We start from the raw sequence: 23,790 nt of genomic DNA, 5'->3' as shown, positions 1-23,790 counted from the left end.
AAATCGATTTATGGAGATGGCACTCGAGGAAGCACGCGCCGCCGGGGAACGCGGTGAGGTGCCGATCGGCGCCGTCGTCGTCATCGATGGCGCGGCCGTTGCCGTCTCCGGAAACCGCACGCGGGAACTCAACGACGTCACCGCCCATGCCGAGATCGCCGCCATCCGCATGGCCTCGGACAAGCTAGGCCAGGAACGGCTCGCCGGCGCCGACCTCTATGTCACCCTGGAGCCCTGCACCATGTGTGCGGCCGCCATTTCCTTCGCCCGCATCCGCAGGCTCTATTACGGGGCGGAAGACCCGAAGGGCGGCGCGGTAGATAATGGCGTGCGCTTCTACGCACAGCCGACCTGCCATCACGCGCCGGACGTCTATTCCGGGCTCAACGAGACAGAATCAGCAGATATGCTGCGGGCATTCTTTTCCGAGAAGAGAGACCTGCCGTGATCATTGCCATAGGAACCGTCATACTTCATGGGCGTTCTTGCCGCTTACGCCAACCGGACGATCGCACCTGACGTAGCAAAGCTGCCGATGCACTGGTCGCTAACGGGAAAGGTGAACTGGGCGGCGGCGCGGGCAATCGCTTTCGCCTCCATTCCGGTGCTGGCCGCCGTCGTTYTGGCCGCGATCCTGCTGAGCGGCCGGGCGGGCAATGCAGACATCACCTTGATATGCGGCGTCTTTCTGGCCTGCCAGCTTCTGCATATCACGCTGACGAAACGCTGGTTCATCACGTCGCGCCGCTAGTTTTTTTACGCAAAACCGGTGAACACTTTCGCTGGAATTGATTAAATCGCCTTATTGAAGGATCTGCCACCACTTGGTGCCGCTGTTTGCGACTGCGGCATCCTTCTTGCGCTGCTTCGCCTTCTTCTGCTCCGGCGTGCCGAGGTCATCGAGCTTGGCCGCATCGTCGACGGCGCGATATTCGGTCGGCGGATCGGAAATGTAGCGGCGCTGGTCAATATAGGCACCCTTCTGCAGGGCACGCGCTTCGCGAAAGGCCTTGGCCTGAGCTTCGGTCGTCTGGCGGCCGCCTTCGATGGCAGAGCTGGCGAGCGGCGAACGATAGCTCGGATTGTCCGAGTTTTCGTCGGCTTCCTTGACGAGACGCGTACGGGCCTCTTCCGGCGATTCAACCCACTGCGGATTGTCCTTGTTGGCGACCGTCTGCTGCGGCTGCACGAGGGTTTCCTTCTGGGCCTGCGCCGGCATGACGAGCGTCGGGCGTGGGGTGTACTTCACGCCGGTATTCTTGGGGCCAGGCCCGGTCAGCGAAACGGACTGGCCGAGGTCGTCGGCAAGCTGTTCCATGGCGGTCTTGTCGGTGCCGTAGGTCGGGCTGCTGGCGCAGCCGGACATCGTGGAGCTTGCCGCCAGAACAAGAGACAGGCAGGCGCCCAAACGGAACCAATGCGTCGCTAACATGAAAACCCTTCCCGCATGCCGGAATCAGTACTGCCCACCGGACAATCGTCCCCCTGACGCAAAAATCCGGCCATTTTCAGGCAGCTTTTACCGGATGAACGCCATAAAGGCAATTCACCCGGTAAATATCTTCAGGCATGGATGCCGAGTTCGCGAAGTGCTGCAGCGTCACGCGCCGAAACGTCGGGATAATCAGGATCGGAACCGACATCGGTGGTGATGCGCCAGGAACGCGCGCACTTCGTGCCCTCTGCAAGCGCGGKAACGACAGCGACTTCGGCTACTTCAGCCAAACGGAAGGCCTCGGCCGGGCCTGCCGCGGCCTCGATCGTGATGCCCGAGGTGATGCAGACCTCACTGAAATCCTGCCCTTGGAGCACCTTGCGCAGTTCCGCATCGGCAACATAGACGACGGGGGCCGCTTCCAGCGACGAGCCGATGCGCTTGTCCTTGCGCTCGATTTCGAGAGCGCCCGTGACGACGCTGCGGATCGCGCGGATCTGCTTCCACTTTTCGGCCAGCGCGTCGTTGCGCCACTCCTTGGCGACTGGAGCAAACTGCTCCAGATGCACGGAGACGGCCGAAGGATTGCGCGAGAGCCAGGCTTCCTCCGTCGTAAACGGCAGCATCGGCGCAAGCCAGGTCACCATGCAATCGAAGATCATGCGGATGACATAGAGCGCCGAACGGCGGCGAAGGCTGGAGGGCGCATCGCAATAGAGCGCATCCTTGCGGATATCGAAATAGAAGGCCGACAGCTCGACATTGGCAAAGTCGATCAGTGCGCGTGCGATCTTCTTGAAGTCGAAGGCGTCGTAGTTCTCGCGCACGAGCTGGTCTAGCTCGGAGAGGCGGTGCAGCATCAGCTGCTCCAGCTCCGGCAGATCTGCCAACGCGATGACCTCGCCCTTGTCATGCGCCAGCGTGCCGAGCATCCAGCGGATGGTGTTGCGCAGCTTGCGATAGGCATCGACATTGGTCTGGATGATCGTCTTGCCGACGCGCAGATCGTCCGCGTAATCGGAGGTCATGACCCAGAGGCGCAGGATGTCGGCCCCAGCATCCTTCATGACTTCCTGAGGTGCTGTGACGTTGCCCTTCGACTTCGACATCTTCTCGCCCTTCTCGTCCATGGTGAAACCATGGGTGAGGACGGCATCATAGGGCGCACGGCCGCGCGTCGCAGCCGATTCCAGCAGCGAGGAGTGGAACCAGCCGCGATGCTGGTCGGAGCCTTCGAGATAGAGATCGGCCGGCCATTTCAGGTCCGGGCGGTCTTCCAGCGTGAAGGTATGCGTCGAGCCAGAGTCGAACCAGACGTCGAGGATGTCCATGACCTGCGCCCACTTGGCCGGGTCATGCTCGTTGCCGAGGAAACGCTCCTTGGCGCCTGCGGCAAACCAGGCGTCAGCGCCTTCGGCATCGAAAGCGTCGAGGATGCGCTGGTTGACGGCATCGTCCTGCAGCACTTCGCCCTGTTCATCGACGAAGACGCAGATCGGCACGCCCCAGGCGCGCTGACGGGACAGAACCCAATCCGGGCGCTGTTCGATCATGGCGMGCAGGCGGTTCTGGCCGGCGGCGGGCACAAAGCGGGTATCGTCGATTGCCTTCAGCGCACGGGTGCGTAGCGTCGTGCCGTCCGCCAGCGTCTTGTCCATATAGACGAACCACTGCGGCGTATTGCGGAAGATCACCGGCTTCTTGGAGCGCCAGGAATGCGGATACTGATGCTTCAGGCGACCGCGGGCAAAGAGTGCGCCGCGCTCGATCAGCGCCTTGATGACACGGTCGTTGGCATCGCCCTTCTTGCCGTTATCGTCGATGACGCGCGCGCCTTCGAAGCCGGGGGCATCAGCGGTGTAGAAACCGCCGTCGTCCACCGGGAACGGGATCTTGGTGTCGATGCCACGTGCCTCGAGCGAGCGGGCAGCCGACATCCAGGCGTCAAAGTCCTCACGGCCATGGCTCGGCGCGGTGTGGACGAAACCGGTACCGGCGTCATCGGTGACATGGTCGCCATCGAGCAAAGGCACGACGAATTCATAGCCGCCTCCGAGACCCTTCAGCGGATGCGCGCAGGCGATGCCGGCGAGATCTTCGACCGAGACGTCGGCGTGCCGCTTGTATTGCAGCTTTGCCTTGGCGAAGGATTCTTCAGCGAGCTTGTCGGCAAAGATCAGCTTCTCGCCCGGACGCGGACCAAAATCGTTCTCGGCAGCCGTCACTTCGTAAAGGCCGTAAGCAACACGCGAGGAATAGGCGATTGCCCGGTTGCCGGGGATCGTCCAGGGCGTGGTGGTCCAGATGACGACGAAGGCATCCTTGACACCAGCAGGGCCTTCCGCGACCGGGAACTTCACCCAGATCGTGTCGCTCTCGTAGTCGTGGTATTCGACTTCGGCTTCCGCGAGCGCAGTGCGCTCGACGACCGACCACATGATCGGCTTGGAGCCGCGATAAAGCTGGCCGCTCCTGGCGATCTTCAGCAGTTCGCCGGCGATGCGGCTTTCCGCATGGAAGTTCATCGTCAGGTACGGGTTTTCGAAATCGCCGACGATACCGAGACGCTGGAATTCGGCACCCTGGATGGCGATCCACTTTTCGGCATAGGCGCGGCATTCGCGGCGGAATTCGATCATCGCCGAGGGCTCGGTCAGGTCAGGCTTGGCCTTGCCCTTGGCGCGATAGTTCTCTTCCTCGATCTTCCATTCGATCGGCAGGCCGTGGCAGTCCCAGCCGGGAACGTAGTTGGAGTCGTAGCCGCGCATCTGGAAGGAGCGGGTGATGACGTCCTTGAGGATCTTGTTCAGCGCGTGGCCGATATGGATGTTGCCGTTGGCATAGGGCGGGCCGTCGTGCAGGACGAATTTTTCGCGGCCGGCGGCCGAGGCACGCAGTTTCTTGTAGAGATCCATCTGCTGCCAGCGGGCAACGAGTTCCGGCTCCTTCTGCGGCAGGCCGGCGCGCATGGGGAAATCCGTCTCGGGCAGATAGAGGGTCTTCGAGTAATCGATCTTTTCGGCTGTTTCGGTCATGTGTAACAATCGCTTCTGGCGGCCCGACAAGGGCTCGCGGATATGAAATCTGTGGTGACGGAAAGCGCTTGCTCAATCCAAGCGCCGAAAACCCGGACCTTCCGGCCGCTCAGCGCGCGCGGAAGACCGGGCCGATAATTCGTATCGAATGCGCCAGCCGGAATTTACTCATCGGGCCGGTTCATAAGCGCTTTTCAGCGGAAAAGGAAGAGGGATTTCGGACCCGCAACCTCGTGAAAAGCCGCAACCCGAATGCCTTCCGCATCAAAAAACGAACGGTAGGCATCCATGGCTACGGTTTTGCTACTCCCAATGCAAAAAATCCAAAACCCCTGTCGAATTCCCCTTTGTCCGAACGTCTTTGACACACGGGCAGCGAAAATTCATCATGCCGATCAAACCCGCCCGCAAGGAGTGATGAGGATATGAGCAGTTCCTATCGTTGGGTTATCGTCGCGGCCGGCGCACTGATGACGTGCGTGGCGCTCGGCGCCATGTTTTCGCTCGCCATCTTCCAGCAGCCGATCGCCGATGCCACCGGCTGGTCGCATGCCGGCATTGCCAGCGCCATGACGCTGAATTTCATCGTCATGGGTATCGGCGGCTTCTTCTGGGGCGCGGCCAGCGATCGCTACGGGCCGCGCCCTGTCGTGCTGATCGGCTCCGTCATTCTCGGGCTGGCACTGGTTCTCGCCAGCCGGGCGGAAACGCTCTTACAGTTCCAGTTGACCTATGGCGTGCTTGTCGGCCTCTCGGCCAGCGCCTTCTTCGCGCCGATGATCGCAGCGACCACGGAGTGGTTCGACGAGAACCGCGGCCTTGCCGTATCGCTGGTTTCAGCGGGCATGGGTGTTGCACCGATGACGATTTCGCCCTTCGCACGCTGGCTCATTACCGCCTATGAATGGCGACCGGCGATGATGATCATCGGCATCGGTGCGCTCATCCTGATGATCCCCGCGGCCCTGCTTGTGCGCCGCCGGCCCTCACCGCCCCAGGATACGCATGAGGTCATCGTCTCAACCGATGGCGGAACTCCAAATCTGTGGAAGGTTTTCCGCTCGCCGCAGTTCATCGTTCTCGGGCTTACCTTCTTTGCCTGCTGTGCTGCCCATTCCGGGCCGATCTTCCATATGGTGAGCTACGCGACACTCTGTGGCGTAGCTCCTATGGCTGCCGTCAGCATCTATAGCGTCGAGGGCCTGGCCGGTCTCGGCGGTCGCCTGGTCTACGGCACGCTGGCGGACCGGATCGGCGTGAAGCCGGTCATCATCGCGGGCTTGCTGGTGCAAGCGGCAGCCCTTGCCACCTATCTTGCCGTCAGCAAGCTCGGGGAGTTCTATGCACTCGCCGTGATCTTCGGCAGCGCCTATGGCGGGGTGATGCCGCTCTATGCGGTGCTTGCACGTGAATATTTCGGCCCGCGCATCATCGGCACGGTGTTCGGGGCGGCGACGATGCTATCCAGCATCGGCATGGCCTTCGGACCGCTGATCGGCGGCTGGATCTACGATAGCTATGCCAACTACTCGTGGCTCTTCATCGGCTCCGCGTTGGTTGGGCTCGGTGCGGCAGGCATTGCACTCGCCTTTCCACCACTCCCGCGCCAGAAGGCTCAGCCAGCGCTCGGCACGGCCTGAGCATGACCTTGTTATTATGCAATTCCGGACGCAAAACCGCTATGCACTTGCTGGAATTGCTCAGTCGAAACAGAGCTTCCGATCCAGCTCGCCGAGCGGCCGGACGCCTGACAGAAGCGCCCTCGCCTCCTCCTCGTCGCGCTTGATCTGCGCGACGAGCGGATCAAGCCCGTCGAACCTCAGTTCGGGACGCAGATGGCCGAAGAAGGACACCGAACAGGTCTGGCCGTAGAGATCGCCGCTGAAATCGAAGAGATAGGTTTCGAGCAGCGGCGCGCCGTTTTCCGTCACCGTTGGGCGGCGGCCATAGCTCGCCACCGCATTATGGAGCTTGCCGTTTTCGAGGCGGAAGCGGACGGCATAGATGCCTGCTGCAAGCTCCGCCTCTGGCGGCAGCCGCATGTTGGCGGTCGGAAAGCCAAGCTGACGGCCGAGCTTCTCGCCGTCAATGACCTTCGACTGCACGGTATAGCGATAGCCGAGCATGGCGGCGACCGAGGAGACATCGCCTTCCTTCAGCAGCGCACGAATATGACTCGAGGAGACGACGTCGGTATTCTCGTCGCGGAACGCGTCGATCAGAGTGACGCCGAACCCATATCTGTTGCCGGCGTCCATCAGAAAGGCAGGCCCACCCTCGCGGCCGCGGCCGAAATGGAAATCGAAGCCGGTCACCACCTCGGACGCGCCGAGCCAGTCCTTCAGGATGGAGTGGATGAACTCTTCCGCCGAGCGCTGGGAAAATTCGTAATCGAAAGGATATTCGATGACCGCGTTGAAGCCCAGCTCTTCCAGGATGCGCGCCTTGAGTGGCGCGGGTGTCAGCCGGAAGACCGGCGCATCCGGCTTGAAGACGGTGCGCGGATGCGGCTCGAAGGTCAGCACGAGAGCCGGCACCCCGCGCGCGCTGGCAATATCGAGCGCCCGGTTCAGCACCGACTGATGGCCGCGATGAACGCCATCGAAATTGCCGATGGCGATGACGCCGCCCTTCAAATGCTCGGGCAGCGGATCGCGGGTTTCATTGCGGTGGAAAACGGTCATCGGCTTGTTTTCTCTTATGCGAGGCGCGGCATCCACCACTTGGGTGCGGCTTTTTCCCGTTGGAGATAGGCGTTGAGGATCGCCTCGTCGGTTTCGCCGTTCAACGTATATTCCTTCGCGTGGATACCACCGCTGATGTAGAGAAGGTCGAGCCCATAATTCAAGGCGCCGCGGACATCCGTCGGCATGCCGTCGCCGATCGCCAACACGCGATCGATGGGGAAATCGCCGCGGACCTCGCGGGCAGCGACAAGCGTCGCCTCATAGATCGGCCGGTGCGGTTTTCCGGCAATGCGKGTGGAACCGCCGAGTTGTTCATAATAGGCGGCCATGGCACCGGCGCAGGGAATGATGCGGTGACCGCGCTCGACGACGAGATCGGGATTGGCGCAGATCATCGGCACGTTGCGAGCTTTGAAGTCCAGCAGTATGTCCGTGTAGTCCTCGGGCGTCTGCGTCTCGTCGTCGAAAAAGCCGGTACAGACAACGGAGGTGGCTTCGCCGGCAGCGGCGCGCTCGATATCGAGGCCTTCAAGGAGCGGGCTGTCGCGCTCGGGGCCGAGCAGGAAGACCTTGCGCGGACCTTCGGCAATCAGCGTACGCGTGACATCGCCCGAGGTGACGATGCGGTCATAGGCGCTGTCGGGCACGCCGATCTGGCGCAGCTGCTCGACGACCTGCCAGGAGACGCGCGGCGAATTAGTGATGAGAACGACGGTCAGGCCGGCCGCACGGGCTGCCTCCAGCGCCTCGCCCGCCTTCGGAAACGGATCGACGCCGTTATGGACGACGCCCCAGACATCACAGAGCACCACATCGTATCGATCGGTGATCTCGGAGAAGTTCGCAATCCGCTTTGCCATTCCGCTTTCCTGCTTCGCTTTCGGTCACCGGTGACATTGCAAAGGCGGGCTTCGATGGCAAGGCATTTCTACGTCAAGCGAAGAACGCCGCGAGCCACAGAAGCCAAGGCTCTTCACCATCTAACCTTGGAGCGGAACAGCGTGACGGAGGATGGCGAGCACTGCAGGACCAAGCGCGCGCCATCCCGACCAGCGCTGTGAGAAAGATGGACCAGCCGCGGCTCGGTAACGACGTCGGACAAATCCCGCCATCTCCACAATTCCGGCACAAAAATCCGTGAGGGCTCTTCTTGACTCCTTCTGGAGCCATCCCTAAATGCACGGCGCTAGCACTCACAGGAGTTGAGTGCTAACATCTCCATTGTGGGCCACCCCGGTCCGCGAATGTCATTTGATCGAGGGATTAGACAATGGCAAGCACCAATTTCCGCCCGCTTCACGATCGCGTCGTCGTTCGCCGCGTTGAATCCGAAGCCAAGACCAAGGGTGGCATCATCATCCCGGACACCGCCAAGGAAAAGCCGCAGGAAGGCGAAATCGTCGCCGTCGGCTCCGGCGCTCGTGACGAATCCGGCAAGGTCGTTCCGCTGGACGTCAAGGCCGGCGACCGCATTCTGTTCGGCAAGTGGTCGGGCACCGAAGTCAAGATCGACGGCGAAGACCTTCTCATCATGAAGGAAGCCGACATCATGGGCATCATCGGCTAATCAGCCGGATGTCTTTCACCTGTAATCGCTGACACCCCTTTTCAGGAGTTCTCAAAATGGCAGCTAAAGAAGTAAAATTCGGCCGCAGCGCGCGCGAAAAGATGCTGCGCGGCGTCGATATCCTCGCTGACGCAGTGAAGGTCACGCTTGGTCCGAAGGGCCGTAACGTCGTTATCGACAAGTCCTTCGGCGCTCCGCGCATCACCAAGGACGGTGTTTCGGTCGCCAAGGAAATCGAACTCGAAGACAAGTTCGAAAACATGGGCGCCCAGATGGTCCGCGAAGTTGCTTCGAAGACCAACGACGTTGCCGGCGACGGCACGACGACCGCCACGGTTCTTGCACAGGCCATCGTTCGCGAAGGCAACAAGGCTGTAGCAGCCGGCATGAACCCGATGGACCTGAAGCGCGGCATCGACCTCGCTGTTGCTGAAGTCGTCAAGGATCTCCAGGCCAAGGCCAAGAAGATCTCCACGTCGGAAGAAGTTGCACAGGTCGGCACGATCTCCGCAAACGGCGACAAGCAGGTCGGTCTCGACATTGCTGAAGCCATGCAGAAGGTTGGCAACGAAGGCGTCATCACCGTCGAAGAAGCCAAGACCGCTGAAACCGAGCTCGAAGTCGTCGAAGGCATGCAGTTCGACCGCGGCTACCTGAGCCCGTACTTCGTCACCAACCCGGAAAAGATGGTTGCTGACCTCGAAGACGCTTTCATCCTGCTGCACGAAAAGAAGCTCTCGAACCTGCAGTCCATGCTCCCGGTTCTCGAAGCTGTCGTTCAGACCGGCAAGCCGCTCCTCATCATCGCTGAAGACGTCGAAGGCGAAGCTCTTGCTACGCTCGTCGTCAACAAGCTGCGCGGCGGCCTGAAGATCGCTGCTGTCAAGGCTCCGGGCTTCGGCGACCGCCGCAAGGCCATGCTGGAAGACATCGCCATCCTGACGGGCGGCACTGTCATTTCCGAAGACCTTGGCATCAAGCTTGAGTCTGTCACCCTCGACATGCTCGGCCGTACCAAGAAGGTTTCGATCTCCAAGGAAAACACCACGATCGTCGACGGCGCTGGCGCCAAGTCCGACATCGAAGGCCGTGTTGCCCAGATCAAGGCTCAGATCGAAGAAACCACCTCCGACTACGACCGCGAAAAGCTGCAGGAACGTCTTGCCAAGCTCGCTGGCGGCGTTGCCGTTATCCGCGTCGGCGGCTCGACGGAAATCGAAGTGAAGGAAAAGAAGGACCGCATCGACGACGCTCTCAACGCGACGCGCGCTGCTGTTCAGGAAGGCATCGTCCCGGGCGGCGGTATCGCTCTCCTGCGCTCTTCCACGAAGATCACTGTCAAGGGTGAAAACCAGGATCAGGAAGCCGGCGTCAACATCGTTCGCCGCGCTCTGCAGTCTCTGGTTCGCCAGATCGCAGAAAACGCTGGTGACGAAGCTTCGATCGTTGTCGGCAAGGTTCTCGACAAGAACGAAGACAACTACGGCTACAATGCCCAGACGTCCGAGTATGGCGACATGATCGCCATGGGCATCGTCGACCCGCTCAAGGTTGTCCGTACGGCTCTGCAGAACGCAGCTTCGGTTGCCTCGCTGCTGATCACCACGGAAGCCATGATCGCCGAGCTGCCGAAGAAGGACGCTCCGGCAATGCCTGGTGGCATGGGCGGCATGGGCGGTATGGACATGATGTGATAGGCCAACGGCCTTTCACAGCATCGTCCGTAAAGCCGCCCATCATCCAAAGTGGTTCAGCGCGTCAAGCGCGCTGAACAGGCGGTATGGACATGATGTGATAGGCGAAAGCCGTCACTGACATCCATTCCGGTCTCCGGAACAGGAAGGGCGGTCTTCGGGCCGCCCTTTTCTTTATTCAGGCGATTCGAAAATATTTTATTTAACAGGATGCTTAAACGTTCAATCAACCAATCGGAAAGCCCGGTTTTCGTGCGAGGCTTTCGCGAAACTTGCGTGCCATGTATTTTTTCGGCCAGGGAAATTCGGTCTCCCAGCAGCCTAAATTATGAGAATTGCATGCTATGGTATGCGTGGAACCGTTTCCACAACGCATAAATGAGACTTTTCGTCACCCGACTAATCGGATAACGCGCAAATCCGCTCAAAATCCTGATCATAACGTCAGCCTAACGCCCCGCAAAAAGGCGTTGCCGTTTGCGCAGAAGCTCCTATAAATCCGCGCTGCAATTGACGTTCGCCCGGAGCAAATCTCGCCGCAGACGAGACCGGACCGCGCCAACGGCCATGCGTGAACATTCGGGCTTCGAAGGTCTCCGCTAACATATGAAAGTAAATCTTGCAGGACATAGTCGGGCGGCGACCCTGCGAGGCGCTGCCGGGTAGGTTCCGTAAGGTGGCAGGCACAGACATGAGGTCTGGCGCCAAGTGATCCTGTCTCTTTGTGTTTGCCGAGTGTGCGGCTGTCCAGCTGCACCCGAACTGGGGAACGCCTTGTTTAAAATCGCCAAAGCCAATGCTGCCGCACCCTTGATGCCGGGCTCGCTGGATTACACCAACCATAATCACGAAATGCTGGCGCAACTTTCCGTCTCCGAAAGCTGGATTGCAGACTTTTCGACTGGTGTGATCAGACTCGGAGAATGGAGCGCGATGCTGCACGGCCTCTCGATGCAGGAATGCGGCCTGTTGAGCCTGGTGCGCTGCTACGACGCCAAGGACCSCAACCACGTTCTGCAGCTCTTCGAACAGGCGGCGACGCTTTCCTCATCCTTCTGTTTTTCGACAACCATCATCATGCCGAACGGCTTCCGCCAGCCGCTCTTCTGCATGGGCGAATCCAATGGGCTGGAAGAAAAATACTGCGGCAGCATGGTCGGCGTCTTCGTCTTCCCGCGCTTCAAGCTGGAAGGCGCCAGCCAGATCACCAGCAGGCAGTAATCTGCCCGCAAGCCCTCAAGAAAAAGGCCGGTCCTGCGACCGGCCTTTTCTGTTTCAATCCAAAGATCAAGCTGGCTTGACCKGGATATTGAGCCCCTTCTCGCTTGCCGGCCGGGCGATACAGCGCTGCAGCCAGTCCATGACGGCGGGGAATTTCGCATATTCCAACACCTCGCGACCGCCATAGAAGATGTCGGCGCCGCGGATCCACGGGAAGGTGGTGATATCGGCGATAGTGTATTCGTCGCCCATGATCCACTGGCGGCCCTGCAGCCGGCTTTCCAGAACGCCCAGCAGGCGTTTGGCTTCATCGCGATAACGCTCCACCGGATAGGAATTGTTGGCGACCTTATCGGCTGCGAATTTGTAGAAATGGCCAAACTGGCCGAACATCGGGCCGATCCCAGCCATCTGGAAAAAGACCCACTGGATGGTTTCATAGCGGCCCGCGGCATCGGCCGGGATGAGCTTGCCGGTCTTCTCCGCGAGATAGAGCAGGATGGCACCGGATTCGAAAAGGCCGATCGGCTTTCCCCCGGGGCCGTTGGGATCGATGATTGAAGGGATGCGGCCGTTCGGGTTCAGCGAGACGAATTCCGCCGTCTTCTGATCGGTGGTCGCGAAGGAAACATAATGGGGCTCATAGGGCAGACCGAGCTCCTCCAGCGCCACGGAAATCTTCACGCCGTTCGGCGTCTGAAGAGAGTAAAGCTGGATAATGTCAGGGTTTTCGGCCGGCCAGCGGCTGGTGATCGGAAATGCGGAAAGATCTGCCATCAAGTTCTCCATAGTGAGGAGGCGACCATAGAAGAGGGTCGCCATACAAGGCAAGCCGCTCGATCGTTTCGTATTAGTGAACAAACTGTCCGCTACTGTTTATCTTTCCCTGACGCTAGAAAAAGGCGAAATACAGGGCATCCGAGGTCCCAACACGGTGCCGGGGCATCAAGACCTCAAGAGCCATTCAACGGAGAAACGTCCATGTCGAATACGAACAACGTCCTCATCCTTCTCGCCCGCATTCTTTTGTCCTTCATGTTCATCTTTGCCGGCTTCGGCAAGGTAACCGATCCTGCCGGCACTGCAGGCATGATCGCCGGCGCCGGCCTTCCGGCTTCCACCGCGCTGACCTATCTCGCAGGCCTCTTCGAACTCGTCATGGGCATTTCCGTGCTCATCGGCTATCAGGTCCGCTACACGGGCTGGCTGATTGCTGCCTTCTGCGTGTTCACCGGCATCGTCTTCCACCTGCCGACGGTCAACGTTCCTGACTTCCCGGCTGCTGCGAACGGCTGGATCAACGGCCTGAATTTCGTGAACTTCCTGAAGAACGTTACACTCGCCGGCGCCTACATCATGCTCGCCACCAATGGCGCAGGCGCTTATTCGCTCGACGCCCGCCGCGGCCTGCAGGCAGCCGCTGCCCGCTAAATTCGATATCCTTCCAGACATGCAAAACCCGCCGTCGAATGACGGCGGGTTTTCCGTTTTCAGGTCTTCGCCTCGCGMATATCGTTATCGCAAACCGCTGCACAGTTTTGCGCGACAAGCTCTAGAAATCAGAGAACCGAGCGGACGGCTTCGGCGATCGCTGCTACCGTCGGTGTATCGGTATGTGCATCCTTGCGCGCACGCACCAGGCAGGCTTCCGAGCGCAGGATGACGCCATCGGACAGCACCTTGAGGTGATTGGCACGCAACGTCGAACCGGTCGATGTGATATCGACGATGATATCGGCCGAGCCAGAAGCCGGAGCGCCTTCCGTGGCGCCCAGGCTCTCGACGATCCGATAGAGTTGGATACCATGCTGGCTGGAGAAGAACTGTTGTGTCAGGCGCCAGTATTTCGTGGCAATCGCCAGGCGGCGGCCATGGCGGGCACGGAAATCGGCGGCGACATCAACGAGGTCCGCCATGGTATCCACATCCAGCCAGATTTCGGGCACGGCAACAACGACATCGGCATGGCCAAAGCCTAGCCGGGCGCAGAATTCGACCCGCTTGTCCGCCTCGGCCAGCCCCTCGCGCACGAGATCTTCGCCGGTAACGCCGAAATCGATCGAGCCGTTGCCGAGCTCACGGGAGATTTCAGACGCAGACAGGAAAGCAATTTCCACATCGTCCCAGCCTTCGACGCGGCCGCGATAGGAGCGGTCGTTGCCGACGGCATAGATTTTCAGGCCGGCGCGCTCGAAGATACCAGAGGCGTCATCCTTCATGCGGCCCTTGGAGGGAAGCGCAATGGTGATCGTCATGCGGCGGCCCTTTCGGTTTCGATACGGTCGAGCCAGAGTGAGAAGCCGACGGCGGGAATGCGGTCCTTCGCGCCGAGGAAGGTCAACAGCCTGTCGAAGCGGCCACCACCGGCTAAAACCGCCGTGGAACCTTCAGCCATGACCTCGAAGACGAGGCCGGTGTAATAGTCGAGCGGGCGGCCGAAAGCGGCGCGATATTCGATCAGCGAAAGATCGACGCCGGCATTGGAGAGTGCCGCCACACGGCCATCGAAGCGTGCCAGCGCATTGCCGAGTTTCAGCCCTGCGGCATCGGCAAAATGCGAAAGCGCTGCCGATGCATTGACGAGCGGTACGTTGAGCGACAGGAATTGCTCCAGCAAGTGGAAGGCTGCATCATCGAGCCGCGTTTCGGACAGGACGAGCTTTTCCTTCAGCCGACGGGCAATCTCTTGCGGCGAGCGGCTGGCATTGGTGGAATAGCCGGTCGCCTGCATCGTCTCGTCGATATGGGAAATCAGCGCCGCCTCGTCCTCCAGGCCGACCAAGTGAGCAACTTGGTCATCAAGGCCGGTGACAAATTGCGGGCTGACGAGACTCGCCAGCAGAGCCTCCAGTTGCATCATATTGCCGAAGGCGTGGATCAGCCGCTTCTGCCAGCCGAGTGGCAGGCCGAGCGCCTGCACGACCGCCTCGAACACGGCCTGATCGCCTATTGTCACGGAGAGATCCCGGCCGGGCAGCAGGCGCGAGAGTATGCCGACGGCGTCACCGATCGCGCGGGCATCGGCACTGGCGAGATTGATATCGCCGAGATCCTCGATGCCGGCCTGATAGAATTCGTTGCTGCCGTCGCGGCGCTGGCGGAAGACTTCACCGAGATAGGAATAGCGCTTCGGCGTACCCGTGGCGCTCTCGATATGGCGCAGACAGACGGGAATCGTGAATTCCGGACGCAGGCAGAGACTGGCGCCCGTTTCGCTTTCCGTCATGAAGATACGCCGGCGAAGATCTTCACCGGCGATATCGAGGAATGGTTCGGCCGGCTGGATGACCGGCGTGTCGATACGCTCCGTCTTGCGGGCGGAAAATTCGTCCAGAAGCTCGCCGGAGAAGTCTGGAAGGTTAATCAGAGGCATAGCACTGCTCCGGGGTAAAGTCCCCTCCCCAACCCCTCCCCACAGGTGGGAGGGGCTAACCCGGAGCGCTCGCCCCGTAAAATCAGGATCGTCGCCATGCGCGCAAATGCTGCTTTGGGCAGGATGGTACCGTTGGGGAGGGGTCTACCGCGCATTCGCAGCCCTCTTCCGGTCCTCCGCCTGAGCAGCGAGGATTTCCTTCACCTTGGCGACGAGATCGGCTTCCGGCACGGTTTCCTGCGCCACGCGCGCCTCGCGCCAGGTCGTGTTGTCCTCGATCTCGCCGGAGAGGCGCTTGCCCTCGATGAGATCCTTGATCTGGACGACACCCTCAGCGCGCTCATCGCCGCCCTGGATGATGGCGATCGGGCAGCCGCGGCGGTCGGCATATTTCAGCTGGTTGCCGAACTTCTTCCAGTTGCCCTGGAACATTTCGGCGCGGATGCCGGCGGCGCGAAGCTCCTGCGTCAGGCGCTGGTAGCGGCCCATGGCATCGACATCGCCATCCATGACGGTGACGAGCACCGGTGCGATGATGTCCTGCTGGCCAAGCTTGCCGAGGTTCTTCAAAGCCGTCATCAGGCGCGAGACGCCGATGGAAAAGCCGGTTGCCGGAACCGGCTGGCCCATGAAGCGGGAGACGAGACCGTCATAACGGCCGCCGCCGCCAACGGAGCCGAAGACGACCTTCTCGCCCTTTTCGTTCGTGACGTCGAAGAGCAGTTCGGCCTCATAGACCGGGCCGGTGTAATATTCGAGACCGCGCACGACAGAGGGATCGATCTTGATGCGGTCGGACTGATAGCCGGCGCTGGTGACGAGCGCGCCGATGAAATTCAGTTCCTCGACGCCTTCGGCACCCTTCTCGGTGCCGGCGACCAGCTCAGCGAGCCGGACGGCACTTTCGGCATAGTCCTTGATGCCGACGAAGAAGAGGACCTTCTCGATCTGATCGTCGTTGAGCTTGGCGCCCTTGGTGAAGTCGCCGGATTCATCCTTGCGGCCTTCGCCGAGCAGCAGGCGCACGCCTTCGGGGCCGAACTTGTCGAGCTTGTCGATGGCGCGCAGCACGTTGAGACGCTGGCCGGCCTTGTCATCCCCGCCGAGGCCGATCGCCTCCAGCACGCCGTCCAGAACCTTGCGGTTGTTGACGCGGATGACATAGTCGCCGCGCTTGATGCCGAGCGCTTCCAGCGTATCGGACATCATCATGCACATTTCGGCATCAGCCTGGACGCCCGGTGCACCGACGGTATCGGCATCGAACTGCATGAACTGGCGGAAGCGGCCCGGGCCGGGCTTCTCGTTGCGGAAGACGTAACCAGCGCGATAGGTGCGGTAGGGAAGCTGGATTTCGTTGAAATTTTCCGCGACATGACGGGCAAGCGGCGCCGTCAGGTCGTAACGCAGCGACATCCACTGCTCGTCATCGTCCTGCAGCGAGAAGACGCCCTCATTCGGACGGTCGCTGTCCGGCAGGAACTTGCCGAGCGCATCGGTATATTCAAGCAGCGGCGTTTCGACCGGATCGAAACCATAGTGCTCATAGACCTCGCGGATCTTCACGGTCATTTCGTTGACGGCGCGGAGATCGGCTGCGGAGCGGTCGACAAAGCCGCGCGGAAGGCGGGCCTTGAGCTTTTGGGGTTTCTTCTGCTTGTCGTTCATTTCGGGGAAATTCCACATATGTGACAGTGGCGGTTTCCTAGCGGATTGGGCGGGGAGCGGCAAGGGTGAAGGGTCTTGATATGGCGACCAGAATCGATGGAACGATGAGGAAAGGACCAGACATCAGGATATCGCCATGATCGCGGAAGCGCTTCAATATCTCGCCACAGCCGCGCTCACGGGCAGCGAGTATCGCCGTTTCGTCCGTTATTCGGTCAATCTGTGGTCCCGCGCCGGCCGCTGCAGCAGGGACTGGGCGGCGCATGAAGAGAATAGCAAGAACGCTGTTCGCGCCGCCATCAGCGGGTTTTCACAGCGGCGGACGGCCGTCGTGCTCGGTTCCGGGCTGCTCCGGGATGTGCCGATCGAGGACCTGGCTGACAGTTTCGATACGGTCGTTCTCGTCGATCTCGTGCATCTGGCATCCGTGCGCCTACGGCTGAGGGGCAAGCGCTACCGGAACGTTCGGCTGATCGAACGCGACGTTTCCGGCTACGATGATCTCAAGAAAGGTGAGAATCCGGAACCACTCGGATTCTTGCGTGGCGTGCCCTATCTCGATTTCGTCGTTTCCGCCAATCTGCTGTCGCAGATCGGGCGCGGCGTCAAACGGCGATACGAGACAGAAGCATCATCCGGGATGCCTGCTGATACCGTCGAGCAGTTGATGGCCGCGCATATGCAGGGGCTAGCGGCCTTGCCTTGCCGCAGCTGCCTTGTGACCGACATTTCCTACGTGGTCATCGACCGCACGGGCAGGATGCAAGAGGAAGCAGACCTGCTCCACGGTATCGCGCCGCCCGAGGCAAAGGCCAGCTGGGACTGGCCGGTCGCACCGTTTGGAGAGGAAAGCCGCGACTACGAGATCGTTCACAAGGTGATCGCAGCCTGGTGAACCACTTGGCTTTTCGCCTGCGCTTGCCTATGTTTTTTCCATGCGCGCTTTGGCTCTCATCACGATGTTCTTCGGCTGGCTGGTCTACAGCACCATGTCGGCGTGGGCAGGCTGTCCAACCTGCGCATCGATGAACATGTCGGTTCAAGCCGACAGCAGCACGGCGCATCATCACATGGAGGGCATGGCTATGCCTGACATGGGGGCCAAGGGCGATTCAGCGAAAGACCCTTGCTCCACGGGCATCGCGCATATGCCGCTCTGCGCCGCCTGCATGGTGCTCCCCGCAACTGCAATGATACCCGATGGGGGCAAGCATGTTTTCGCCTATCCTGCTCCGGCCCTCGACCGGGCATTGAGAGACAACAGACCCGCCCCGCAGGCGCCGCCTCCCCGCTTCATCTGACAAACCCCTTGGCAGAACCGCAGCCATAGGMTGCTGCACCAACCTATCGTCAGACAGAGGAAGGAACTCTCATGTCTCTGAAAATCATCGCCCTTTCCGCAATCATCGGCTTTGCCGCCCCAGCCTTTGCCGAGGACATGCCGACCATGGACATGTCCAAGCACATGGGCGGCCACGGCCCATCCAGCCAAGCCTTCACCGAGGCTAACGACAGGATGCACAAGGATATGATGATCAAATTGAGCGGCGACACCGATGTGGATTTCGTCCGCAGCATGATCCCACACCATCAGGGAGCAATCGACATGGCGAGGATCGAGCTGCAATACGGAAAAGATCCTGAGATCCGCAAGCTTGCGGAGGGGGTCATCAAGGCGCAGGAAGCTGAAATCGCCGAGATGAATGCCTGGCTGAAGGCGCACGCCAAGTAAGCCGGCAGCACAGAACAAGAGGGCCGCCGTCGGAACGGCGGCCCTTTTCAATCAGGCCTTTGCTTGATCAGGCTTTGGGCTCGAAATCGGCCGGGCGGCGTCCGGCAGCCTGGCGGGAAAGCATCCAGCCCGGGTATTCCGGGGCCAGTGCGCTTACCTCATCGAGCCGCTTGATATCGTCGGCATCGAGCTTCAGCTTGACGGCGGCGAGGTTCTGGTCGAGCTGTTCGACACGCTTGGCGCCGATGATGACGGTCGTCACGAAGGGCTTGGCGAGGATATAGCCGAGCGCCACGGTGGCGACGCTCACGCCATGCTTTTCGGCAATCTCGCGCATGACGGCGACACAGGCCCAGGCGCGGTCCTTATCGACGGGCGGAAAGTCGAAGCTGGCGCGACGGCCTTCGCCATTGCCCGGTGCGCCCGGACCATACTTGCCCGACAACAGGCCGCCGGCGAGCGGCGACCAGACCATGAGGCCGAGCTTTTCTTCCTGCAGCAGCGGCACGATATCACGTTCGAGATCACGGCCGGCGATCGAATAATAGGCCTGCACGGTCTCAAAACGGGCATAATCCTTGCGCTCGGAAATGCCCAGCGCCTTGGCGATGCGCCAGGCCTGCCAGTTGGAAACGCCGACATAGCGCACCATGCCGCGGGCAACGAGATCATCGAGCGCGCGCAGCGTCTCGTCGATCGGCGTGACCGGATCGGTGGCATGGATCTGGTAGAGATCAATATGATCCGTCTGCAGCCGCTTCAGGCTGGCTTCGACGGAATCCATGATATGGCCGCGCGAGGCGCCGCGATCGTTCGGCTTGTCCCCCATGACGCCATAGACCTTGGTGGCGATGACGACATCCTTGCGCGGAACGTTGAGGTTCTTCAGCGCCTGGCCGAGCAGCCGCTCGGATTCACCTGATGAATAGACGTCCGCGGTATCGATGAAATTGACGCCGGCATCGAGCGAGCGCTGGACGATCTCATCGGCAGCCTTCTGGTCGACATCGGCGACGGCGCCCCACATGGTGCCTTCCCTGGCTTCACCGAAGGTCATGGTGCCGAGGCAGATTTCAGATACGAAAAGTCCGGCATTTCCGAGTTGATTATAACGCATGTCGAGAAATTCCCTTGTGTCTGCCGCAATAGGGGCTTGCGGACTGCTGAACTGTATTTTTTGATTATTGGCCTGCGCATGACAGGCACAGCCGGAGCTGGCTGCAAGGTGAGGCATCCTTGATGTAGGTCGCGGCCCGGCGTTTTTCAACGGAACACGGCCTCTGTTGAGACGCCCTTGTCTCGACACAGGCGGGGAATAGATTGCCCGCCCTATAGAGACAGGGCGTATTTCAAGAGGTGTGCATATGACCGCCCGACCATTGACCACGATCGGTTTCGATGCCGATGACACGCTCTGGCAGAACGAACAATATTACCGGCTCACGGAAGAGCATTTTGCCAGGCTTCTCGCCGATTTTGCCGAAGGATCGAGGATTTCCGAACGGCTGCTCGACGCGGAGAAACGCAATCTMGCGCATTACGGCTTTGGCATCAAAGGCTTTACGCTGTCGATGATCGAAACGGCGATCGAGATCACCGAAGGCAAGGTGCCGGCAAGCGTGATTGCCAAGATCCTTGATACCGGACGCGACCTTCTGTCCCATCCGGTAGAAACCCTGCCATATGTGCGCGACACGCTGGAGACGCTGGCCGGAAAATATCTGCTGGTGCTGATCACCAAGGGCGACCTCTTCGACCAGGAGCGCAAGCTTGCCCAGTCGGGACTCGGTGATTACTTCGATACGGTCGAGATCGTGTCGGACAAGACGGCCGTCACCTATCGGCGCATCTTCTCCAAGGTCGGCGACGGGCCGGAGCGGGCAATGATGGTCGGTAATTCGCTGAAGTCCGATATCGTCCCGGCCATTGCCGCCGGCAGCTATGGGGTTTTCGTGCCCCATGAACTCACCTGGGTGCTGGAGCGGGTGGAGGAACCGAAAGATGCGCCACGCTTTCGAAAGATCGGCCATCTCGGCGAATTGCACGGGCTGATCGACGGGTTAGGCTAAAGGATCTCTTTGTTTCTGCGCAATTCCGGACGCAAGACCGTTGCACAGTTTTGCTGGAATTGCTCTGGCCTATTTCCGCTTCGGAAAGAGCGACGGCTGCTCCGGCTGGGCAGGCGCCGGTTGCGTCGGCTGGGGCGCTGCGGCAAGCGGCTCGATAAGGATACTATAGGGCGCGCCCAACCCGCGGCGCGGGGATACCTTGGAATAATAGGGACGCAGCAGCCAAGTGGCGTTTTCCTTGACCGTTGTCTCGTAGCTCGTACCGTCCTCATCGGTGCCGAAAAACGCCTMGTCGTCCGGCTTCGACAGATCGAAGATCGCGAGAAAGGCATATTTGCTCTTCGTCTCGAAGCTGATTTTCACATGCTGACCGGCGCGCACCGGCAGAGTATAGACGTAGCTGTTGCCGAACTTGGTCCAACCCTTCAACTGCATGGTCACGGCGGGGAACTGCAGCTTTTCGATTTTCTCGCCGGGATCGAGTTGTGGCGTCTGCGCAAAGGCTGCGGAGGCGGACAGAAAAAGAGCTGAGGCGAATTTAACAATCGACTTCATGGACGTACCAATGCTGCGCGCATCGCCTCCACTTCCGGGCGGCAGAAGCAGCCGTCAAGATGATCGTTGACGAGACCCATTGCCTGCATGAAAGCATAAACTGTGGTCGGCCCGAAAAAGGTCCAGCCGCGCTTCTTCAAATCTTTGGAAATCCGTACCGACGTGGCAGTCGTCGGATTGGCGACGATGTGCTCGCGGTCGACGACTGCAGGCCGATCTTCCGGACGCGGTTCATAGCCCCAGAAGTAGCGGGAGAGAGAACCGAATTCGTTCCTGAGATCGATCGCCCGACGCGCATTGTTGATGGTCGATACGATCTTGCCGCGATGGCGGATGATGCCGGCGTCAACGAGGCAGCGGGCGATATCCTCATCGCCGAAGTGCGCCACCTTCTCGAAATCGAAGCCGGCAAAAGCGGCGCGGAAATTCTCGCGCTTGCGCAGGATCGTCAGCCAGGAAAGGCCGGACTGAAAACCCTCGAGACAGATCTTTTCGAAGAGCCTGATATCATCGGTCACCGGCCTGCCCCACTCCTCATCGTGGTAGCGCAGGTAGTCGGGCAGATTCGCGTGCCAGTGGCAGCGACTTTTGCCGTCCTCGCCGATGATGATGCCGGTTTCGCTCATGTTTTTATCTCGTTTTGCGCCTGCGAATCCGGCTTTACCATTTGCAAACCCTCTTTCCAAACCGAACGGTAACCCTGACGAAAAGTTTATCCGGTCGTTCGTCTTTTAATGAATCCGCATTTACCATTCGCTGGCGGACGCAGTGGCAGCATGACCGCAGGCGGGCAATTCCGCCAGCGCATTTTCGGTCATTTGTAGAGAGTCCGCCCGATGATGAAACCCCTTGTCCTTGCCGCAGCCTTGCTCGGCATTCTGTCCACGGCCGCCTTTGCAGACGACCGCTACGCCTCCCGCCCACCCGTAGTGCTGAGCCCCGATCTCACCGCCCCCTGGATCAACCAGCTCGGCGGTGGGTCGGTTCGCCCCGTCGTCTACCAGCGGCCGGTCGTCGTGCAGCAGCGCGGCCTCTTCCAGCAGCGCCGCACGATCATCCAGCGCACGCCGCAGCCGGCACCGCAGACGGTATCCGCCATTCGTCCCGGCGTGCCCGTCATCCGTGGGCAAGTCGATCCGCAATTCCTGCCACAGATCGTCGACTACGATACGAAGGAAAAGCCCGGCGCGCTCGTGATCGACACCAACAACCGCTTCCTCTACCTGGTCATGAATGGAGGCAAGGCTCGCCGTTATGGCGTTGGCGTCGGCAAACCCGGTTTCGAATGGGCGGGCGCCCACACGATCACCCGCAAGGCGGAGTGGCCGGGCTGGACCCCGCCATCGGAAATGGTGAGCCGTGAGGCCGCCAAGGGGCACTATCTTCCCGCCCGTATGGATGGCGGTCCTGAAAATCCGCTTGGCGCCCGCGCCATGTACCTCGGTTCCACCCTCTACCGCATTCACGGCACGAACGCGCCCTGGACGATCGGCAGCGCCGTCTCCTCCGGCTGTATCCGCATGCGCAACGAGGACGTGGTTGACCTTTACGATCGCGTCAACGTCGGCACCCGCGTCATCGTGATGTAAAGAGCAAATAATGGGCAGCGGACGGCAAGAACAGCCGCCCGCTGACCTACAAAAAAGCGTGTCCCCCATCTCTCCGACTTGAAATTCAAACCGATTTGACTAGCCTCTACGCGGTTCTGAAGGAGAGGGTATCKAAAATGAAGCAGTTTCTAAGGCTCGCAGCGGCGGCGGCCGTTGCGTTGTCCTGTACGGTTGTGACCGTCAGCGCTGAACCGGTCATGACGGCAACGGATGCCGTGCGCGGCGTCAAGCAGACACGCGAGATCAAGCAGCAGTTCCGCAAGCGCGTGGTCCGTCTTTCCACCAGCGAAAAGCCCGGCACCATCATCGTCGACACCAACAACAAGTTTCTCTACCTCGTAGAAGGCAACAACCGCGCCACGCGCTATGGTATCGGCGTCGGCCGCGATGGCTTCGGCTGGTCGGGTGTCGTGTCGGTCGGACGCATGGCCGAATGGCCGAACTGGACGCCGCCGGCAGAGATGCGCGCCCGTGAGGCCCGCGAGGGCCACAATCTTCCTGCCGTCCAGCCCGGCGGCCCGGACAATCCGCTCGGTGCGCGCGCCATGTATCTCTACAAGGGCGGCCGCGACACGATCTTCCGCATTCACGGCACAAACCAGCCCTGGACGATCGGCCTCAACATGTCCTCCGGCTGCATCCGTATGATGAATGACGATGTCTCGCATCTTTACAGCCGCGTTTCCGTTGGCACCAAGGTCATCGTCGTTGGCCCCGGCAACAAGCAGGGCAATGTCGCCTTTCAGGACAAGGGCATCGATATCCTGCGGACCATGTTTGGCGGTTGAGCAACACTTTCGGCAAAAAATGAAGGCGCACTCGATGCGCCTTTTTATCCTTTAAGAATGTGACACATGAATCTGCCAGAGAATTGAACTGATAGCCTTTTGGTACTTCGGGGATATTCGATGGCATATGCATTGCATCGTTCCACCGCGCTTCTGGTGGGCATTGCGTTTTCCGCGCTTGCGTCGGCGGCTGGCACGGCTTCGGCTGAAGATCTGGAATTCTCTATCTACGGCGGTTACCAGACGGCGCCGCACAGCGATGTCGACGTTTCCGACGGCACGTCCTTCAGGGCCGGCTGGGACGGCAAGTCCTTCGGCAGCCCGCCCTATTACGGCGGCCGCGTCACCTGGTGGCT

General features: G+C 60.4%; 25 protein-coding genes and 1 pseudogene. 15 read left to right on the top strand and 11 right to left on the bottom strand.

All coding sequences use genetic code 11. The features are described 5' to 3' along the window. The first annotated feature begins 10 nt into the window (after positions 1-10). Positions 11-448, top strand: coding sequence for a nucleoside deaminase (locus tag AC1DNW_RS31795; RefSeq protein ID WP_113295132.1), 438 nt, complete (start codon positions 11-13; stop codon positions 446-448). A gap of 27 nt (positions 449-475) precedes the next feature. Then, entirely contained in the window at positions 476-751 is a 276-nt protein-coding gene (locus tag AC1DNW_RS31790) for a hypothetical protein (RefSeq protein WP_113308177.1), read from the top strand. A 51-nt stretch (positions 752-802) separates the two neighbouring features. Here the strand turns inward: AC1DNW_RS31790 and AC1DNW_RS31785 are convergent, their stop codons facing one another. Together AC1DNW_RS31785 and ileS are read right to left on the bottom strand one after the other, a co-directional pair. Beyond that, a complete protein-coding gene (locus AC1DNW_RS31785; RefSeq protein WP_113295130.1) occupies positions 803-1,432 on the bottom strand; it encodes a hypothetical protein in 630 nt (209 codons plus the stop codon). 131 nt (positions 1,433-1,563) lie between these two features. After that, complete coding sequence (gene ileS / locus AC1DNW_RS31780; protein ID WP_477855417.1) at positions 1,564-4,470, bottom strand: isoleucine--tRNA ligase; 2,907 nt, start codon at positions 4,468-4,470, stop codon at positions 1,564-1,566. Positions 4,471-4,538: 68 nt separating this feature from the next. Between ileS and AC1DNW_RS31775 the strand changes: the two genes are divergently transcribed. Continuing rightward, positions 4,539-4,835: a hypothetical protein gene (locus AC1DNW_RS31775; RefSeq protein ID WP_162747013.1), complete on the top strand. Its 297-nt coding sequence runs from the start codon at positions 4,539-4,541 to the stop codon at positions 4,833-4,835. Positions 4,836-4,895: 60 nt separating this feature from the next. Next, on the top strand, positions 4,896-6,110 hold the full coding sequence (locus AC1DNW_RS31770; protein ID WP_113308175.1) for an MFS transporter: 1,215 nt from the start codon (positions 4,896-4,898) through the stop codon (positions 6,108-6,110). A 60-nt stretch (positions 6,111-6,170) separates the two neighbouring features. On the opposite strand, the gene AC1DNW_RS31765 is transcribed toward AC1DNW_RS31770, so the two are convergent. Together AC1DNW_RS31765 and AC1DNW_RS31760 are read right to left on the bottom strand one after the other, a co-directional pair. Beyond that, the gene (locus AC1DNW_RS31765; protein WP_113308206.1) at positions 6,171-7,154 is read right to left on the bottom strand and encodes a bifunctional riboflavin kinase/FAD synthetase; all 984 of its coding nucleotides are present in this window, start codon (positions 7,152-7,154) and stop codon (positions 6,171-6,173) included. Between the two features lie 14 nt (positions 7,155-7,168). Continuing rightward, positions 7,169-8,017, bottom strand: a complete 849-nt coding sequence (locus AC1DNW_RS31760) for a TIGR01459 family HAD-type hydrolase (protein WP_113308174.1) — start codon at positions 8,015-8,017, stop codon at positions 7,169-7,171. A gap of 410 nt (positions 8,018-8,427) precedes the next feature. Between AC1DNW_RS31760 and groES the strand changes: the two genes are divergently transcribed. From groES to AC1DNW_RS31745, 3 genes are all read left to right on the top strand, one after another. Continuing rightward, a complete protein-coding gene (groES, locus tag AC1DNW_RS31755; RefSeq protein WP_007814205.1) occupies positions 8,428-8,724 on the top strand; it encodes a co-chaperone GroES in 297 nt (98 codons plus the stop codon). A 56-nt stretch (positions 8,725-8,780) separates the two neighbouring features. Next, positions 8,781-10,418 (top strand): chaperonin GroEL, encoded by a 1,638-nt coding sequence (groL, locus tag AC1DNW_RS31750; RefSeq protein WP_477855416.1) that lies wholly within the window; start codon positions 8,781-8,783, stop codon positions 10,416-10,418. A 774-nt stretch (positions 10,419-11,192) separates the two neighbouring features. Continuing rightward, complete coding sequence (locus AC1DNW_RS31745) at positions 11,193-11,639, top strand: hypothetical protein (protein WP_477855415.1); 447 nt, start codon at positions 11,193-11,195, stop codon at positions 11,637-11,639. A 66-nt stretch (positions 11,640-11,705) separates the two neighbouring features. On the opposite strand, the gene AC1DNW_RS31740 is transcribed toward AC1DNW_RS31745, so the two are convergent. Then, positions 11,706-12,416: a glutathione binding-like protein gene (locus AC1DNW_RS31740; RefSeq protein ID WP_477855414.1), complete on the bottom strand. Its 711-nt coding sequence runs from the start codon at positions 12,414-12,416 to the stop codon at positions 11,706-11,708. A gap of 204 nt (positions 12,417-12,620) precedes the next feature. Here AC1DNW_RS31740 and AC1DNW_RS31735 point away from each other — a divergent pair, with 204 nt between their 5' ends. Then, on the top strand, positions 12,621-13,070 hold the full coding sequence (locus AC1DNW_RS31735; protein ID WP_113295123.1) for a DoxX family protein: 450 nt from the start codon (positions 12,621-12,623) through the stop codon (positions 13,068-13,070). Positions 13,071-13,198: 128 nt separating this feature from the next. Here the strand turns inward: AC1DNW_RS31735 and hisG are convergent, their stop codons facing one another. The 3 genes from hisG to hisS all read right to left on the bottom strand — a co-directional run bounded on the left by hisG (position 13,199) and on the right by hisS (position 16,680). Continuing rightward, positions 13,199-13,894, bottom strand: coding sequence for an ATP phosphoribosyltransferase (gene hisG, locus AC1DNW_RS31730; RefSeq protein WP_477855413.1), 696 nt, complete (start codon positions 13,892-13,894; stop codon positions 13,199-13,201). Continuing rightward, a complete protein-coding gene (locus AC1DNW_RS31725) occupies positions 13,891-15,012 on the bottom strand; it encodes an ATP phosphoribosyltransferase regulatory subunit (protein WP_477855412.1) in 1,122 nt (373 codons plus the stop codon). The genes hisG and AC1DNW_RS31725 overlap by 4 nt, the downstream gene beginning before the upstream one ends. Before the next feature lie 144 nt (positions 15,013-15,156). Beyond that, positions 15,157-16,680 carry a histidine--tRNA ligase gene (gene hisS / locus AC1DNW_RS31720; RefSeq protein WP_477855411.1) on the bottom strand — a complete coding sequence of 508 codons (1,524 nt, stop codon included), beginning with the start codon at positions 16,678-16,680 and terminating at the stop codon, positions 15,157-15,159. A 136-nt stretch (positions 16,681-16,816) separates the two neighbouring features. Here hisS and AC1DNW_RS31715 point away from each other — a divergent pair, with 136 nt between their 5' ends. The 3 genes from AC1DNW_RS31715 (at position 16,817) to copM (ending at position 18,412) form a co-directional block, all read left to right on the top strand. After that, positions 16,817-17,575 (top strand): hypothetical protein, encoded by a 759-nt coding sequence (locus AC1DNW_RS31715; RefSeq protein ID WP_477855410.1) that lies wholly within the window; start codon positions 16,817-16,819, stop codon positions 17,573-17,575. A 40-nt stretch (positions 17,576-17,615) separates the two neighbouring features. Next, positions 17,616-17,981, top strand: a complete 366-nt coding sequence (locus AC1DNW_RS31710; protein WP_477855409.1) for a hypothetical protein — start codon at positions 17,616-17,618, stop codon at positions 17,979-17,981. A gap of 71 nt (positions 17,982-18,052) precedes the next feature. Further along, positions 18,053-18,412, top strand: a complete 360-nt coding sequence (gene copM, locus AC1DNW_RS31705; RefSeq protein ID WP_477855408.1) for a CopM family metallochaperone — start codon at positions 18,053-18,055, stop codon at positions 18,410-18,412. A 67-nt stretch (positions 18,413-18,479) separates the two neighbouring features. Here the strand turns inward: copM and AC1DNW_RS31700 are convergent, their stop codons facing one another. After that, a complete protein-coding gene (locus AC1DNW_RS31700) occupies positions 18,480-19,529 on the bottom strand; it encodes an aldo/keto reductase (protein ID WP_477855407.1) in 1,050 nt (349 codons plus the stop codon). A gap of 247 nt (positions 19,530-19,776) precedes the next feature. On the opposite strand from AC1DNW_RS31700, the gene AC1DNW_RS31695 reads away from it, so the two are divergent. Then, complete coding sequence (locus AC1DNW_RS31695) at positions 19,777-20,481, top strand: HAD family hydrolase (RefSeq protein ID WP_113308168.1); 705 nt, start codon at positions 19,777-19,779, stop codon at positions 20,479-20,481. A gap of 69 nt (positions 20,482-20,550) precedes the next feature. On the opposite strand, the gene AC1DNW_RS31690 is transcribed toward AC1DNW_RS31695, so the two are convergent. Both AC1DNW_RS31690 and AC1DNW_RS31685 read right to left on the bottom strand, forming a co-directional pair. Further along, positions 20,551-21,036, bottom strand: coding sequence for a hypothetical protein (locus tag AC1DNW_RS31690; protein WP_477855406.1), 486 nt, complete (start codon positions 21,034-21,036; stop codon positions 20,551-20,553). Beyond that, complete coding sequence (locus tag AC1DNW_RS31685) at positions 21,033-21,662, bottom strand: DNA-3-methyladenine glycosylase I (RefSeq protein ID WP_477855405.1); 630 nt, start codon at positions 21,660-21,662, stop codon at positions 21,033-21,035. Before AC1DNW_RS31685 ends, AC1DNW_RS31690 begins: the two co-directional genes overlap by 4 nt. Positions 21,663-21,872: 210 nt before the next feature. On the opposite strand from AC1DNW_RS31685, the gene AC1DNW_RS31680 reads away from it, so the two are divergent. The 3 genes and pseudogenes from AC1DNW_RS31680 to AC1DNW_RS31670 form a co-directional block, all read left to right on the top strand. Further along, entirely contained in the window at positions 21,873-22,625 is a 753-nt protein-coding gene (locus AC1DNW_RS31680) for a L,D-transpeptidase (RefSeq protein ID WP_113295114.1), read from the top strand. A gap of 137 nt (positions 22,626-22,762) precedes the next feature. Continuing rightward, on the top strand, positions 22,763-23,434 hold the full coding sequence (locus tag AC1DNW_RS31675; RefSeq protein WP_113295113.1) for a L,D-transpeptidase: 672 nt from the start codon (positions 22,763-22,765) through the stop codon (positions 23,432-23,434). Between the two features lie 120 nt (positions 23,435-23,554). After that, positions 23,555-23,790: pseudogene (locus tag AC1DNW_RS31670) on the top strand (lipid A oxidase); the annotation flags it as partial.

Source organism: Rhizobium sp. 05L429 (genome assembly GCF_056397645.1).
This window is presented reverse-complemented; position numbering and strand designations above follow the sequence as displayed.